The sequence below is a fragment of the Mucilaginibacter sp. P2_A5 genome, assembly GCF_056404995.1.
This window is the reverse complement of record NZ_JBFUCY010000002.1, coordinates 111,427-127,890: the sequence shown is the minus strand read 5'-3', so window position 1 is coordinate 127,890 and position 16,464 is coordinate 111,427. Positions and strand designations below refer to the sequence as shown.

General features: G+C 43.4%; 11 protein-coding genes. 6 read left to right on the top strand and 5 right to left on the bottom strand.

Going from position 1 to position 16,464, the window contains the following annotated elements:
* Positions 1–70: 70 nt before the first annotated feature.
* The 5 genes from AC1DXF_RS02205 to AC1DXF_RS02185 all read left to right on the top strand — a co-directional run bounded on the left by AC1DXF_RS02205 (position 71) and on the right by AC1DXF_RS02185 (position 10,499).
* Positions 71–2,716, top strand: a complete 2,646-nt coding sequence (locus AC1DXF_RS02205) for a DEAD/DEAH box helicase (RefSeq protein WP_477445666.1) — start codon at positions 71–73, stop codon at positions 2,714–2,716.
* Positions 2,717–3,154: 438 nt separating this feature from the next.
* Positions 3,155–5,623 carry a hypothetical protein gene (locus AC1DXF_RS02200; protein ID WP_477445664.1) on the top strand — a complete coding sequence of 823 codons (2,469 nt, stop codon included), beginning with the start codon at positions 3,155–3,157 and terminating at the stop codon, positions 5,621–5,623.
* Positions 5,624–5,632: 9 nt separating this feature from the next.
* Positions 5,633–8,194: a hypothetical protein gene (locus AC1DXF_RS02195; protein WP_477445662.1), complete on the top strand. Its 2,562-nt coding sequence runs from the start codon at positions 5,633–5,635 to the stop codon at positions 8,192–8,194.
* A gap of 298 nt (positions 8,195–8,492) precedes the next feature.
* Positions 8,493–8,684: a hypothetical protein gene (locus tag AC1DXF_RS02190; protein WP_477445660.1), complete on the top strand. Its 192-nt coding sequence runs from the start codon at positions 8,493–8,495 to the stop codon at positions 8,682–8,684.
* A gap of 108 nt (positions 8,685–8,792) precedes the next feature.
* Positions 8,793–10,499: a sodium:solute symporter family protein gene (locus tag AC1DXF_RS02185; RefSeq protein ID WP_477445658.1), complete on the top strand. Its 1,707-nt coding sequence runs from the start codon at positions 8,793–8,795 to the stop codon at positions 10,497–10,499.
* Between the two features lie 166 nt (positions 10,500–10,665).
* On the opposite strand, the gene AC1DXF_RS02180 is transcribed toward AC1DXF_RS02185, so the two are convergent.
* Positions 10,666–11,514 carry a DUF2911 domain-containing protein gene (locus tag AC1DXF_RS02180; protein WP_477445656.1) on the bottom strand — a complete coding sequence of 283 codons (849 nt, stop codon included), beginning with the start codon at positions 11,512–11,514 and terminating at the stop codon, positions 10,666–10,668.
* Between the two features lie 228 nt (positions 11,515–11,742).
* Here AC1DXF_RS02180 and AC1DXF_RS02175 point away from each other — a divergent pair, with 228 nt between their 5' ends.
* Positions 11,743–12,930 carry a class I SAM-dependent rRNA methyltransferase gene (locus AC1DXF_RS02175; RefSeq protein ID WP_477445654.1) on the top strand — a complete coding sequence of 396 codons (1,188 nt, stop codon included), beginning with the start codon at positions 11,743–11,745 and terminating at the stop codon, positions 12,928–12,930.
* Between the two features lie 80 nt (positions 12,931–13,010).
* On the opposite strand, the gene AC1DXF_RS02170 is transcribed toward AC1DXF_RS02175, so the two are convergent.
* The 4 genes from AC1DXF_RS02170 to AC1DXF_RS02155 form a co-directional block, all read right to left on the bottom strand.
* On the bottom strand, positions 13,011–13,787 hold the full coding sequence (locus AC1DXF_RS02170) for a TerC family protein (protein ID WP_477445652.1): 777 nt from the start codon (positions 13,785–13,787) through the stop codon (positions 13,011–13,013).
* Positions 13,788–13,871: 84 nt separating this feature from the next.
* Positions 13,872–15,317, bottom strand: coding sequence for a DUF4097 family beta strand repeat-containing protein (locus tag AC1DXF_RS02165; protein ID WP_477445650.1), 1,446 nt, complete (start codon positions 15,315–15,317; stop codon positions 13,872–13,874).
* The gene (locus AC1DXF_RS02160) at positions 15,298–15,861 is read right to left on the bottom strand and encodes a hypothetical protein (RefSeq protein ID WP_477445648.1); all 564 of its coding nucleotides are present in this window, start codon (positions 15,859–15,861) and stop codon (positions 15,298–15,300) included. The genes AC1DXF_RS02165 and AC1DXF_RS02160 overlap by 20 nt, the downstream gene beginning before the upstream one ends.
* Positions 15,858–16,418 (bottom strand): RNA polymerase sigma factor, encoded by a 561-nt coding sequence (locus tag AC1DXF_RS02155; protein WP_477445646.1) that lies wholly within the window; start codon positions 16,416–16,418, stop codon positions 15,858–15,860. Before AC1DXF_RS02155 ends, AC1DXF_RS02160 begins: the two co-directional genes overlap by 4 nt.
* Positions 16,419–16,464: the final 46 nt, after the last annotated feature.

Sequence of the window (16,464 nt, the reverse complement as noted above, 5' to 3'; positions counted from 1 at the left end):
TTTTCAGGTTGCACCATTTGATAATCTTTATTAAACTTGAAACAGATTATACGCACAAAAACATCTACCGATGCAAAAAACCATCAAAGAATATATAACCGAATTTAAAAGCCTGCCCGAAATAACCGATGTAATTTACCGCCGGGCGCAAGCAATGTACATTAACGGAAATTGCCAGGTGCTAAGCCAGTCGGCACGCGGGTTTGATGTTTTAGTTTTTGACGGTGAGGGAGACGATGTGGAGGCAAAAATTGTAATGCCCGATGATGATAACCCACAATATTTATTAAAAGGCAAGCCTGCAAAATGGGACGCCTATGGCCTGGCCGCCCTAATGCAGATTGGCGAGGAGCTGGAAAAAGCAAGCCCCAGACCTCTTTTAGAGGGAAAGGCTTATACCCGCGAAGGCATGATGAAAAGGGTTTTGGACGAGCGCCGGGCAAAAGCGCTAAAGGCAAAATATACCATAACCTTTGCCGGTAATATTTATGGCGAGCATTTACTTACCGACGAAAAAGGCTCCAGCTATAAAATAACGCTTCGCGATTTTGAAAACGAAACCGGCTATATTAACAACCCCGATTTAAAAACAAATAAACTGGGCACTACCAAGCACCTGATGTTTGCCTTTGCCGCCCTTAAATCGCAGCCCGAGGTTTACAACAACCTAAGTAAATTTTACCCATTTGTCGAGATCTACCTCGATCCCCTTAATAATTACCGCATTACCTGGCACCACCCGCATCCGTTAAAGCCGGAGATATCGGCGCTGATTATAACCTATTTTGGCGATAAAACATATATAGAAGAAGACAACGTAAAGGATTTCCTGAATTTCATAGTAAGCGCCCGACAGCATCAGCAGTTTATGGTGCGGCCCGAAGTTGAAGAAAAAGTAAAACAGGCCTGGGACGCGGAAATGTTGGAGCTGGCCAAAAAAGATGAACAGTTAGATTTCTCACTCCTGAAAACCACCCTGTTCCCCTACCAGCAGGATGGCGTGGCCTTTGCCGCTTTCAGGGACGGGGCTATTATTGCCGACGAGATGGGCTTGGGTAAAACCATCCAGGCTATAGCAACAGCAGTAATGAAAAAGAAGCTGTTCGGCTTCAGGCGCACCCTTATCATTTGTCCGGCTTCGTTAAAAGAGCAGTGGAAACAGGAAATAGAAAAATTCAGTTACGAGAAAGCCACTATCGCCGATGGTTTCCCTGATGAACGGACAGCTATTTATCGCGACAGCAAAGCCTATTTTATCATCGTTAATTATGAAACCGTGCTGCGCGACTGGCGCGCCATTAACCGCATGGAAACCGATTTTATTATTTTGGATGAAGCCCAAAAGATTAAAAACTTTTCGACCATTACCGCCCAAAGCATTAAGCTGTTAGAGAAAAGGCACGCCCTTGTAATTACCGGCACCCCTATCGAAAACAGGCTTATCGATCTTTATTCCATCGTTCAGTTCATCAATCCCCAGTTTTTGGCGCCCCTCTGGGAGTTTTCATACCAGCATTGCTATTTTGACGAGAGCAAGGCAGATAAAATTACCGGCTATTATAACCTGCAGCAATTAAACGAGCGGCTGAAGCCTATCCTCATCAGGCGCGAAAAACGGCGGGTTATTAAAGAGTTGCCACAGTTAACAGAAATTACCGTGCCTGTTGAAATGCACATCGACCAGGCAACCTACCACGCAAACTATGCAAAAGGGATAGCCGCTATTTTACGTAAAAAATTCATTTCGCCATTCGACCTGCAAAAGCTGATGCTGCTCATGAGCAATATGCGCATGGTGTGCGATTCCACCTTCCTGGTTGATAAAGAATCAAACACCTCGCCCAAGCTGCATGAGCTTAAGCACATTATGCTGGAGAAGCTCGACCTTAAAAACAACAAAAAGAAGGTCATCATTTTTTCTGAATGGGTTACCATGCTGCACCTGATAGGTAAAATGCTGCACGAGTGCGGCATTGGTTTCGCACAGTTAAGCGGGCAGGTAGCTATCAAAAACAGGGATAAGCTGGTCAAAAAATTTGAAAACGACGACGACTGCCAGGTTTTTTTATCAACCGAAGCGGGCGGCGCCGGCCTTAACCTGCAGGTAGCCGATACTGTTATCAACTTCGAGCTTCCCTGGAACCCGGCCAAAAAAAACCAGCGCATTGGGCGCATCGACCGCCTGGGCCAGTTAAGCAAGCACCTTACCGTAATCAATTTAATTACAAAAGGCTCTATCGAAACAAAAATAGCCTCTGGCCTTACGCTAAAGCAAAGTCTTTTTGATGGCGTGCTCAATAACGAGGACGGCCCCGATGTAGTAGATTTTTCGGCTTCGGGCAAAGCCCAGTTCCTGAAAGAACTGGAAAACATAATGGAGACCTTTGTTGCCGCCCCTGCCGAACAAACCGTTGCCGATAGCCCCGCGTTGGAGATGGAAGCAGTTGAGGAAACCATAACCACCATTGTAGCCGACGACAATACCGCCCTGGTACCAGCAACCACCGAAATCGCGACGGCAAACCATACTGCATTGTCCGGCGACCAGCACGAACAGATGCAGACGATGGCAAAAGTGATGAATCAGGGCATGGAGTTTTTATCAGGCATGTTTAAAATGGCTACGGGGAAAGACCTGGGCCTCGAGGGCCAAAAAATGGAAGTTGACAAAGAAACCGGTGAAATAGTAATGCGCTTTAAAATGCCGCAGTTTTAAAAAAGCAACCGGCATTTTGGGCGCGTGGTAATTGGTAACAAGTGATGAGGGGCACACGCCCTGCCTCCCAAGCTTTTGACTTTTTAATTTTTATTTTTGACTTAAGACAGAGCGTTTCCCCGTTGGTAGAAACGGGGTCAGGCCTTACATTCATAGGCACACAAGGCGTTGGGCGCGGCCGATGCTCATGCCCTCTCCGGGCCGGTATCCATTTTTGTCCTTAACGCGAATTGGGGTTTATCTAAAATTCATCCTTCGCGAAGTTAATCCATCTACTGCGGGACCATTGCCCTCCGGGTAGCGGGGTAAATCCCGGCCTTCTCCGCTACTTTTTATATAAAATTTGTCTTAAAACTTATAAGAATATGTTTTATATTTAAACACCTTAACCACTTGCTTAACAATGCTTTTACAAACCAACTTATCGTTTAATTTATCATGTTTAACAACACCGCGCTCGATGTAGTAATTGGACTAGTATTGGTATACCTCTTATACAGTCTGTTAATAACCATTCTTGGCGAATTACTGGCCACTTGGTTTGGCCTGCGCGCCCGTATTTTGCGTATATCCATTGAACGGATGCTCAACGATGGACTTGATATTAAAAAAGCCCGCGGCAAATGGGGAAAATTTACCTCTATACTGGCACGGGTGTTTTTGAAGGAGCCTGCTGTTTTTAAAGGCAGCTTTGCCTGCCGTTTTTACGACTATCCATCTATTAAATACCTGGCCAAGCTTGAGCCCGCCCAGGCCGTTATCTTCGGGCAAACTAAGCCTTCTTATATTACACCAGATAATTTCGCGGTAACGGTTATCAATATATTGTGCGATCATGGTACTGGCGCTACCAAATACGATCAGCTGGCATTTAGTCTGGAAAATAATACTTTATCCATCGAGCCCGAAACGATCAAGCACCTGCGGAATATTTATAACCTGGTGGGTAAGGACCTGGATAGTTATAAAAGTGGCCTTATAGCCTGGTATAACGAAACCCAGGACCGCACCAGTGGCTGGTACAAACGCAAAATAAGTTTTATACTGTTTTGGCTGGGCTTTTTTGTAGCCTTCGCTTTTAATGTTGATAGTATTAAAATAGCCCGCATTTTATCGAAGGATAAAGATGCCCGTACACAACTGGTAAATATGGGCATAGCGCTGTCAAAAGACAGCGCCCGGTATAAAGGCTTTGTGAATGGAAATGATACGATACCCTCACGCGCGGTGATAGATAGCGGCTTTGCCCGTGTATCGAAAGATATTGGCGCGGCAAATTTTATTTTGGGGTTGGGTTGGGATTTTTCGGAGATGAAAACTGACAGTACAGTAACAGATTGTGTATCTGATTTTAATTACTACAAAAAATTCCAGTCAGGTATTACTATCTCTACCAAAAAAATCCATGATATCCGATCGCGCGCGGGCATGCGACGTGACAGTGTCATCCCATTAAAGCAAGAAATTCGGCGACTTGCGCAAGACACGGTGTTGAAAAAACAGCAATTAGGTTATCTTAGAGAACCAGCGCTTGCAAAAGCTAAAACTAATTTACTTAAAGATATTGATACCATCAGCAATAGCTATGTTAAGCTCTTTCAGATCCAATCAAATATTAAAGCAGATTCGGATAAAATCATCCCTCAAATAAAGATATTGAATGACATAAGAGATAGCGTGAATAAAAGAGCGGGTGAGCACTATGTCAGCCTGCTATCGGCTACGTACGATGATGCAAACCAAGTTGCTGTTATAACTGGCACGCGGCACCTCACCTTTTGGGAAAAAACAGGGCGTTTTTTTTGTATTGGATTTTTAAGTTGGAGTTTTTGGGGTTTTATTATCACGGGTTTCGCGCTTTCGTTGGGAGCGCCGTTCTGGTTCGGGCTGTTAAATAAACTGGTTGCGTTGCGGGGAGCTGGTGTAAAACCCAAGGATGATACCGACCTGCTTGCCGATCCTGCAGCAAAAGGCAACAAGGGGACTGCCTCCGGACAATCATTAGCCCCAATAAAACTGCTTAATTCCAATTCTATCGCAAGTGCGGTACAGGAGTTAAAGTTTAGGTATGGGAATTTCCCGGGGGTATTGAGTATAGGGCCGGGTTTTAAATGGGTGACGGAGAAAGTGGATGGAAAAGAGGTAGAAAATAAGGTTGAAGCTGTTGAAATACACGTTATTGCCAGTGTACTGGCAACAATGCTGGCCGAAATAAAGGAGGGTAGTTACCATGGCGTGCCCGTTAACGTTATGTCCAATACAATTATTACCGCTCATTTAAGTGGAGGCGATACCATAGTAAATCAAAATAGCTTCGGTACCCTGGGCTGCTTCGTGAAAAATAAAAAAGCTACCGACAAAAACTATTTAATGTCTTGCTGGCATGTGCTGAAACATCCAAACGACATGATTGACAGCGGCATTAATACCGGCGCAGCCAAGGTTATAGAAGGCACCATATCCCCAACCATGGATATAGGATTTGCGGAGATATTAATAAGCGGGTCATTTGATAATAAGTCAATCAAAATATCGCAGGATTGCAGGACAGTCACTGTAGATGATGCAAAAAAAGAACGCATGGTCTTTTTTCATGGTGCATTTTTGGACAAGCAAAGTAATGCCGTGATATACAATCACGTAGTAAATGATCAAAAAATATTTCACTCGGATTCGGGTCAAAATCATGTGATGAACGATTTATTTAGCATTACCAGGTATAAGCCTAATACGAAAATACCTGAATCGCCGTCAAGCAAAGGCGATTCGGGCGCAGTGGTAGTTGACCAGGAAGGGTACCCTATTGGCGTTGTTGTGGGTGGAGATGAAAGCTTCACCTATGTTGTAAAACTGTCAAACGTATTTGCCTCTAATTCGCCATATTGTACATATTATATCCCTTTTTAATTATTAGTTATGAAAAAAACCTATCAAACCTTAATCCTTGTTTTATTTACACAAAGCTTGTATGCTCAAACAAAAATTATTTTTAGTTTATCAGGTAAATCTGTTTCGGTAAATAACAAAATAATTAACACAAACCCTATTACCGTCGATATAAAAAAGGGAGATCATATTGAAATTGGAATAAAAAATGCCGGCAATAAACCCTACAGTGTTGAGCTTGCAACCAGCACGGTAACTGACACTTTAAGTCAAAATGATTTTAAAACCGGTAATATCCCAACAGATAATACATTAAAGTATAAAAACCTTCAATTGGATAAAGGCTTCAATATAGTTATCAGCCAGGGAGATTTGTTTATTAAAAAAAACATCCAGTTCCAGATCGTCGAAGCAAAAACGATAAAAAAAGATAGCGGCACACCTAAAGGGAAAAACACACCGAAATCGAACCAGGAGATTGCCGGTACAACTGCTAACCCCCCACCTCCTAAAAAAAAGGAGACAGCTTATCAGCTTGGTTTTCCTTACTATGATGCAATCACTTTAACAAATTATAAAACAATAAGACCATCGTTATTAGATTCCATATTGGCTACTTATACAACACCAAAGGCAGGAATTAATACCCCTGGCGCAATTGATAAAGTGCTCGACAATCCTTTTTTTAAAATCAGCACAATAGATGTTGATTTGAAAGCTACACTCGTGGAGGGGCGTAAAAACGTGGTTAAAAGCAACGGGAATGCTGATGCACATGGTGCCGAAACTATTGCCGCCGGCGTAGGAGCATCTGTAGGGGGATTGGGTGTAACTACTATTGCGGATGGTATATCTAAATTCCTGATAAAAAGGGGTAAACAGGAGTTGAGCCTAAGCTTTTTTGAAAAGTTTAAAAAAGTGATAGACAATAACAAAGACCTTAAAACATTATTTCCCGCCACTTTTCCGTTGCTTGATGCCATCGATGAGGATATTTATAATTATAGCGCCTATTTACAAAACCTTCGAGAGGCATTTAAAAAAGATATCAACGCATTGCCAAAAAACCTGCCGGGTATTGTTGATAACCACCCCGATTATTTTAAAAACCACGAAAAGCTGGAAGCGGAATTGTTAGGGGCCTGTTATCTTGCCCTGCAAGTACAATTAGAGGCGCACCCTGGCGATATACTTGCCAACATCCCCGATAGTATTCTTAATAAGTTTGATAATTTACCGGCCGATACCACCAAACATTATTTTAAAGGATCAATTCAAACTTTGCAATTGGTAAGCAGCGCCCTACGCGATACAGCATTGGGTGAAAAAGCGGCATATTGGGTTAATGCTTCGCAGATACGGAGATTGACAAGTAACCCTATTACCCTCAAGATATTTTTTGCTTTGCTTTATCAAAAAGCAATTAATGATTATCAGGGCGTTGTTTTTAATGATAAATATACGTTAAAAGCTATTTTTGACACGGTAGCACCTAAAATTAATGCTAAGCAACAAATATTAGCCGATTATAAGCAGTTTATAAGTGATTTTGGCATTCGTGCAGATCAGCTTAATAAGATGATAAAGGCTGGAAAAAATGAAGCTGACTCAGCATCTGTAGAAAAATATGCTGCTTATTTTAAAGCTACGTTGGGCATATTGGAACAAGCCAGCGATATTGGTAACTTGCCGTTCCCGGCCGGTAATTCAAAAACTATTTACGCGGCATTAAAAACTACTGACTTTCACCAAAAATTTAAGCCGTACTTTGACATATCCAATAACGTGGCAGATATGGCCGTAGATATCAGCCGTAAAAACTACTCGTCGGCAATCAACAACGCCGTAATAATTTATAATAGCATATTAACAAAACCGCTTACCGGCGAGGCTGCTGCTGCGCAAACACAGACAGCAAGTTTAAAAGCCGGATCCAAACTGGACACGGCTGCAAAAGTGAGCGAAATTGCCGCCGCTAAAGCAGATACCGCTAAAAGCAAATTGACCGAGTTTGTAAAATACGGCAGTTTTATGGCCGCAGTGGCCACTGCCAAAACAAGCGATGATGTTGAAAATGCCATTGAAGCAGCTGCTTTGCCAGTGGGAAGTTATACTATCAAGCAAAAATCAGAATTCAACATATCGTTAAATGGATACGTTGGTTACGCCTGGGATTTTACAAAGCCACCGGGTAAGAGCAATAATCGCCTTTTTGCCAATGGTATTTACGCGCCAGTAGGTTTTTCGGGCAGCGTGGGTTTACATGGTGGAAAATGCGGAGCGCTTACACTTTTTGCATCATTAATTGATGTGGGCAGCCTGGTATCCTATAATTTAAAAGGCGATACTACCGCCAGTAAGCTTAAACAGGATATAAGGTTGGAAAGCATCATATCACCATCGGCACAATTATTTTATGATATACCTAAATGCCCGATAGCAGTTGGATTTGGCTGGCGCAGAACACCAAAGTTGTTTTTCTCAAAGGATAGCGGTTTTACTACAGTGCAGCCTCAAAGCGTTTTTAATGTTAGCCTACTAATAGATATACCTATAACCACACTTTTTAATACACCGCATAGGGTGAAGTAAGGTGGAGTCTTTTAAGTGCTTTTTCGTTAAAACGGGCTAATTATATTATTACTACGTCGAATACGGCTGACCCTAAAGACCAACATTTGTACCACAAGCTTATTTTACGAAGGTTTATCGATGAAAGTAAAAAGTTATACAGCTTGGATATTGGTTTAATAAGGAGAAACAGGAATATTAAGCGTTAAGCTACTGTGGCGATTGGCTATAGCGAAAATTAGCTTTAAGGTCTATCAAAATAAACTGTTGCTAAAATTCAATTAATCACCTATTTTTGTGGGGTTATAACAAAGCAAATATGAAACACCAAGAAGAAGTTAAAGACAATCTGGATTATATATACTACCTGGTAGCGCTTGTATCGGGCGCGTTTGTAGGTGCAATAATTGATAAAGGTTTCACCTGGATAGTTGTAGGTGGGGTATTGGGCCTGTTAACTGCCGCTTTCTTCCTGAATGTTTTGGTTAGAGGCCGTGGCGAAAAAATCTGATCCGGATTTACCATCGTTTATAAGTAATTGGAACCAGTTTTACGGCATCGTAGTCGCATGGCTGGTTTTTTTAGTTTTTGTATTTTGGCTCGTTACAAAATATTTTGAATGAGCTTACCCGACTGGATTGTTTTAGCCCTCACCCTTTTTGGTATAGTTGCCTACGGCATCTGGAAAAGCGGCAATAATAAAAATATCGACCAGTTCTTGATGGGCAACCGCTCGTTGCCCTGGTACCATGTTGGCTTTTCGGTTATGGCAACGCAGGCCAGCGCCATCACCTTTCTTTCGGCCCCCGGGCAGGCGTATTCTGATGGGATGCGTTTTGTGCAGTTCTATTTTGGGTTGCCGCTGGCCATGATCGTGCTTTGCGTTACGTTTGTACCCATGTTTAGCAGGCTGAAGGTTTATACAGCTTACGAATTCCTGGAGCAGCGGTTTGATTTGAAAACAAGGGCGCTTACATCGTTCCTGTTTTTGGTGCTTAGGAGCTTATCAACAGGGGTGGCTATTTATGCGCCGGCTATCATTTTATCAACCATATTAAACATCAACACCGTTTATACCACGCTGTTTATAGGTGGCCTGGTGATATTTTATACCGTTTACGGCGGCAGTAAAGCGGTATCATATACCCAGCTGCTGCAGATGAGCATTATTTTCGCCGGGATGTTTTTGGCGGGAATTTTGGTAGTGAGCTTACTGCCGCAAGGCGTTGGTTTTACGCACGCGCTAAAAATGGCGGGCAAACTTGGCCGCATGAACGTTATTGACTGGAAGTTTGACTGGGACAACCGCTATAACGTATGGAGCGGGCTTATAGGGGGCTTCTTTTTGCAACTATCATACTTTGGTACCGACCAAAGCCAGGTTGGGCGTTATCTTACGGGTAGCTCCATTGGGCAAAGCCGCCTGGGGTTGATTATGAACGGCTTGATCAAAATTCCGATGCAGTTTTTGATCCTGCTGATTGGCGTGTTGGTATTTGCCTTTTACCAGTTTAACCGGCCGCCCATGTTTTTTAATAATTACGAGGTGGATAATGTGCGTAAAGGCAGCTACGCCGCAGCATACAACCAGCTCGACCAACAATATACCCAGGCCTTTGAACAGCGAAAAGCCAAAACCAACGACCTGATTAAGGCCTTTGACAGTAAAGATCCCATCCAGGTAAGCCAGGCCCAGGCCGCCCTCAAAAATGCCGATAAGCAAGCCAAAGACATCAGGAAGCAGGCCATTGACGTGATGAAGAAAAGTAACGCCGGTGCCGATGATAACGATACCAATTACGTGTTTCTTACCTTTGTAAAGCAATACCTGCCGCGCGGATTGGTGGGGCTATTAATAGCCATCATATTCCTGGCGTCAATGGGTTCAACAGCCAGTGCGTTAAATTCGCTGGCATCTACAACGGTGGTTGATATTTATAAACGGACCATAAACAAGAATGCATCCGACCAAAATTACCTGAATGCATCGCGCCTGGCAACTGTATTTTGGGGCGTAGTATGTGTAATTATGGCTTTATATGCCAGCAAGCTGGGCAACCTGCTCGAGGCAGTAAACCAGTTGGGATCATACATATATGGTACCGTGCTGGGTGTATTTGTGGTAGCCTTTTATATGAAACGCATAAACAGCAATGCTGTATTTATTGCCGCTATCTTAAGCGAAGCTGCCATCATATATTTAGGCCTAACCAAAACCGTAGCTTACCTGTGGCTTAACCCGATAGGTTGTTTCCTGGTCATGATTTTGGGCCTTGTGTTGAACAGGTTGGTTGGGAAAAAAAGGGTTGTTGCTGAGGCAACCTAAATCTGCTACCCGGAACGCGGAACACGCCCCTGCTTATGCGCTATGTCGTCGCGCCCACAGTAGCTCTCGAGAAGGGAAAAGAAAAAGGCTCTTTGCATCAAGCAAAAAGCCTTTTTTTATATGTGTTTTTAAAGCCCTCTCCTTTGCAGAGCGTTGGGTGAGGCTCTTAATCTTTCGCGTGATCCAGCGCTTCTTTATTTAAACGTTCGTATTCATCGTCTTTACTGGCTTTAGATAGCGCTATGCCAGCTTCAGCGGCGGCAATAGCGCCTGCTTTATCGCCTTTGCGTAATAGCAAGCGCGATTCCCATAATTTGTACCATGGGCCTTTGGGCTCAATTTTTTCGGCTTCGTAAACCCAGCCTAAGGCTTTATCAACATCTTTATTGTTTTCGTAGTAATATTGGATGGCGTTAAAATAGTAAGGCTTCCGGTCGCCTTTCATCAATTCATCAATATTGGCGGTTATTTTAGCATCATCATCTGTTTGTAAATGAATCATAACCGAAGTATGGTCCCAAACCAGGTACAGGTCAGATGATTTGGTGGTTGAATTGGCAAAGGCCATAGTAAAGGTTTCGCGTTTTTCGCTCACGCGCATGGGTTTCACGGTAAAGCGCAAAAAATCTTCTGATTGTTTATAGCTGTAAGCGCCCCACTGTTTAACTACTTTGTTTAATATGATGGTCCACTCATTTTTTTCGGGGATACTGAAAAGCGAGTAACTGCCTGCGGGTACACTACTGCCTTCAATCAAAACCTTTTCAGAAAAGGTAATTACAGTGGCCGCATTGGCGCCGGTACGCCAAACTTCGCCCCAGGGGATGATGCCACCAAAAATTTTACGGTCTTTAACATTTGGGCGCGAGTAGGTAATAGTTATTTTGCCCAGGCCAAAATCCTGGATAATAGTTTGCGTAGAACTGGCCTCAGGAATGCGCGGCACCTGGGCATAGCTTTTATAGCTACAACATGCCAATAGCACGGTAGCTACCAATAGGTAAATTTTTCTCATGTTTATGTTTCGGATACTAAGATACCAAATGTTTTTAATTGGAAAATATTGTGTTGGAGTAATAAAATGACGAATGGTTTAATGGGGAGTGGTGAATGGTGAGCGGTGAGTAGTTGATTAATTTGATTGAGTGAGTATTTTGTTTGCGCAATAGACCCGTTTTAAAACCTATACACAACTACTCACCACTCACCACTCCCCATTCACTAATTTACTACCTTTACACCCATGATTGACGTTATTTTAAGTAAAGGCAAAGAGAAAGCTGTTGTGCAAAGGCATCCCTGGGTATTTTCGGGGGCTATTGATAAAGTAAAGGGTAAGCCGGCCAATGGCGATGTTGTACGCCTGCTTAATGCCAAAGGCGAATTTATGGCCTATGGTTTTTATAACGATCAATCCCGCGTTGCGCTGCGCCTATTGGAGTGGGATGAGACCGTAACAATCAACGACGACTGGTTTCGCGGCAAATTGGCTATGGCGGTTAAAAGCCGTGCCAATGTGCTTGAAAATGGCACCAATACCTGCCGGCTGGTTTTTAGCGAATCGGATTACCTGCCAGGGCTTATAGTTGATAAATACGCCGGGCATTTGGCCGTGCAGGTGCTTACATCGGGTATGGAACGTATGATGCCGGTTATTATTGACGAATTGCAAAAGCTGCTAAACCCCGAAAGTATCTCGGATAAAAGCGACGCAGCTTCCCGCGCACACGAAGGCATGGCCGAAACCGAAAATAAAGTATTGGCCGGCAACCCGCCACCCGAAATTGTGGAGGTGCTGGAAAACGATGTGGTTTACGGCATCAACATTACCGAGGGCCAAAAATCCGGCTTTTATTGCGACCAGCGGGATAACCGCCACGTAGTTGCCACTTATGCCAAAAACAAAAAAGTACTGGATTGCTTTTGCTATACCGGCGGCTTTACGCTAAACAGCCTCAAAAACGGCGCTGCGTTTGTAACCAGTGTAGATAGCTCGGCCCTGGCCATTGAAACGTTAAAGGAAAACATCCTGCTTAACAAGCTGGATGCAGATAAACATACCGCCATTAAATCCGACGTTAATACCCAACTCCGTAAATTCAGGGACGATGGTGAAAAGTTTGACCTTATCGTGCTCGATCCACCTAAATACGCGCCATCGCGCTCAGCCCTAACAAGAGCTTCCCGCGCTTACAAAGACCTGAACCGGTTGGGTATGCTTTTGCTGAACAAAGGTGGCCTGCTTGCCACTTACTCCTGCTCGGGCGCTATGGATATGGAAACTTTTAAACAGGTAATAGCCTGGGCGGCTTTAGATGCCGGTAAGCAGGTGCAATTTATATACCAGTTCCATCAGCCGGAAGACCATCCGGTAAGGGCTTCTTTCCCTGAAGGAGAGTATTTGAAGGGGTTGTTGTGCAGGGTGTTTTGAAGGAGAATCAAGAGTTAAGAGTCAGGAATCAAGACAGAAGAAAAAACTCGTTTTGCTGTGCCCCGAAGATGATCATATATCTATTTCTTGATTCTTGCCTCTTGTTTCTTGACTCTATTCCCTTTCATTTTTAAATTCAACAACTCTACCAAAACCGAAAACGCCATGGCGAAGTAGATGTATCCTTTGGGAATGTGCTGCTCAAAGGCCTCGGCCAATAGCGATACGCCTATCAGCAGTAAAAAAGATAGCGCCAGCATTTTAACCGTGGGGTGTTTGTTTACAAAGCCCGATACGCTGTTTGATGCCCACATCATAATGCCTACGGCAATGATAACCGCCAGGATCATGATCTCGACATGGCTGGCCATACCTACGGCGGTTATTACAGAATCTAAAGAGAAAACAATATCCAGCAACATGATCTGGATAATGGTAGCCACAAAGCCCTGCGGTTTTACTGTCTCGCTGTTTTCGTCTTCGCCTTCAATTTTATGGTGAATTTCGGCGGTGCTTTTATAAATCAGGAACAGGCCGCCGATGATCAGGATCAGGTCGCGGCCGGATATGGCCAGTTTTTCTGCCCATCCAGGGTCGGTAATATTAAATAGGTGGCTCAGGTTAAACAGGGGCGCCGTAAGTGTCATCACCCAGCTGATGGATAGCAACAACAGGATCCGGGTAATCATGGCCATGCCTAAACCAACCCGGCGGCCTTTGCTTTGCTGTTTTGCGGGCAGTTTATCTGATAAAATGGAGATGAACACAATGTTATCGATACCCAAAACAATCTCTAAAACGGTAAGTGTAAGCAGCGAGATCCACGTTTCGGCCTGGGCAAATATTGATAAATCCATAGGTGCGCAATGTGATTAAGCTCAAAAATAACAAAACCCCTGCTTTTTAGGGCAAGGGCTTGTGTAAAAGGATGAATTTATCGCTTAATCAAAGTTTACACTTCCGAAGGTTGAATTGATGGTGATGGTTTTATCCGAACCGCCTTTGCCAAAATGGCCTTTATAGTTTTTGGTGGGGTTAAAACCACGTTCACCATCGGCAGGGCTTTTGCTGGTAAGGCTTACATCGTGGTTGCCATAATTAAAGCTGCCGTAGCGCACGGTTACGTCAAAATCGGCGCTTTGGCTGTCGCCCAGGCCAAGTTTTATACTGGAGTATGACGACCGTACAGAAAGATCTTTCAGGTTTTTGTCTACATCTTCAATACTAATACCGCCGCCAAACTTAACATTGATGTTACCCGATGTTTTGATGCGGCCAATTTTTGCCGAGCTGTAGCTCAGGTTAGCATTAAGCTTATCGCAATCGCCCAGGCTCAGGCTGCCGTAAGCTACGTCAAGGTTGCTGCCACTTAGGTTTCCAATGGTGGCATTCCCGTATTTTACCCTGATCTGGTTACCGGTGTTGCTTAGTGCTTTGGCTACCAGGCTGCCGTAGGAATTGCTGATGATAAGTTTCCCGCCAAGATCGGGCAGGTCAGTAGCACCATATTTATTGTTGATGGTGAGCGGGTTTTTTGCAGGCATATAAACTGTATAGTTTATTTCCATTGACCGTACCGAATTACCACTTCTGAACAGGCCACCCCATGAGCTGTTGTTGTCATTATTGGAATTTATTGAGGTTTTAAAGTAAACCCCGTTGCCATCCTTACTATCCTGGATATTTACGTTATCCAGCATTTTTTGCGCTTTATCGGCATCATTGGTGGTCACTTTTATCTGTACATCAACCTTTACCTCGTTTTTAGCCCAGGTGTTTACCGTTATTTTGCCAAATTTATTGTCGATATTAATCACATCGTTGGCATCAACACTGTAGCTTTTGCTGTAGTTTTTTGTTTTTACAACCTCGTCGCCGGTTTGCACTTTGTTATCGTCGTCGCCATCAACGTTGAAATTAAAGTTGAAATTTTTGTCAAAATCTTTAAAGCCATAGGCTATCATCGGGGCTATATGGGTATCAAATTTATAAGCGAAGTTTAGCATGCTGTCGTTAAACTTATAGGCAAAACCTTTTAAGCTATCAAACTTGAAAGTTTTATCATACCCCTTAAAGCTTTTGCTAAAATGCTTCATGTTCTGCTTCATGGTTTTGTTGAACTTTTGCCTGTTAAGCGAGTTCATTTTTGCCTGCAGATCGTGCATTTTTGCCTGCAGATCTTTCATTTTTTGCTGATAATCCTTCGAATCCATATCCGAATCATCGTCGCTGTCGTCATCATCAGCCGATTGGGCTACTTTAGGTGCTACGGCCGGTTTTGCAGGTTTAGCTGGTTTTGTGGGTTTTTGTTGCGCAAAGCCAATGTTGCCTATGGCCAATAAAACCATCAGCGTAAACAGGAAAGGTTTAAATATTTTTGATTTCATCTTGTTGATCTTTATTAGTCTCGTTATACTGCTCTATTACATTTAATTGCTGACTAAGCACATCGGTTTGTATTTGCAAGTTCCGGATCATTGCACGTAAAACACGTTCCTGGTTAGGGCTTGTGGCTAAATCGCTATTTAGTTTTTTATAGGTCGAATCCATTTTGGCAATCTCGGCAGTAAACTCTTTAAACAACTGCGGATCACCTTTTGATGCTGTTTTAAGCTGGGTAAGCTGCGTTTTAACCATTGACGCATAATGCACCTGTTGTTTGGCATACTCGGGGTTAATGGCGGCCAGGTCAACGGTTTTTGGGCCTTTTTGGCTTTGGATATAAGCCGCGAAACCTATCCCCATTACCACGATGATAGAGGCCGCCATTTTTAGCACGAAAGTGAGTGAGAAAGTTTTGGCTTCGCGCTTTTTTGGCGCATCCAGCGTATCTAAACGCGCCTCTATTTTACTCCACAGATCTGCCGATGGCTCAATCTCGTCAAATTCCTCGTGATTATTTTTCATGAAATCTTCAAATCGCTTGCTCATGACACTTTTCCTCTTCCTTTTAAAATTTCCATTAATTTTCTTTTAGCTCTCAAAAACTGCGTTCTTGATGTGTTTTCAGATATATTCAATATTTGTCCTATTTCTTCATGATCGTAACCTTCCAGCAGGTAAAGGGATAATACAAGCCGGTAACCATCCGGTAATTGTTTCATAGCCTCTTTAACCAGCGCTACCTGGTATTGCACGTCGTCTTCATCCTCAGGCTCTTCATCGGCGATATTTTCCAGGTGATCGCCCTCTATTTCAATAAGCTCCAGCTTCCGTTTACGCAGCAGATTTATTGACCTGTTTACCACTATTTGTTTGAGCCAAAGCCCAAAGGTAGTTTCCTGCCTAAAATCCTTCAGCTTGTTAAAAGCATCAAGGAAAGCTTCCTGCAAAACATCCTCGGCCTCGCCAATATTGCCCACTATCCTAAAGGCGACGTTCAACATCGCTTTGGCATACAGGCGATAGAGCTCATAGGAAGCTTTCTTGCTCCCTTGCTTGCACTCCAGCACCAGTGTGTAATGTTTATCTACAAATATTGCTTCCAATTGCGTTAAGCTTCAGGTTAATAGACGCAAGCTATTTTACAACGTT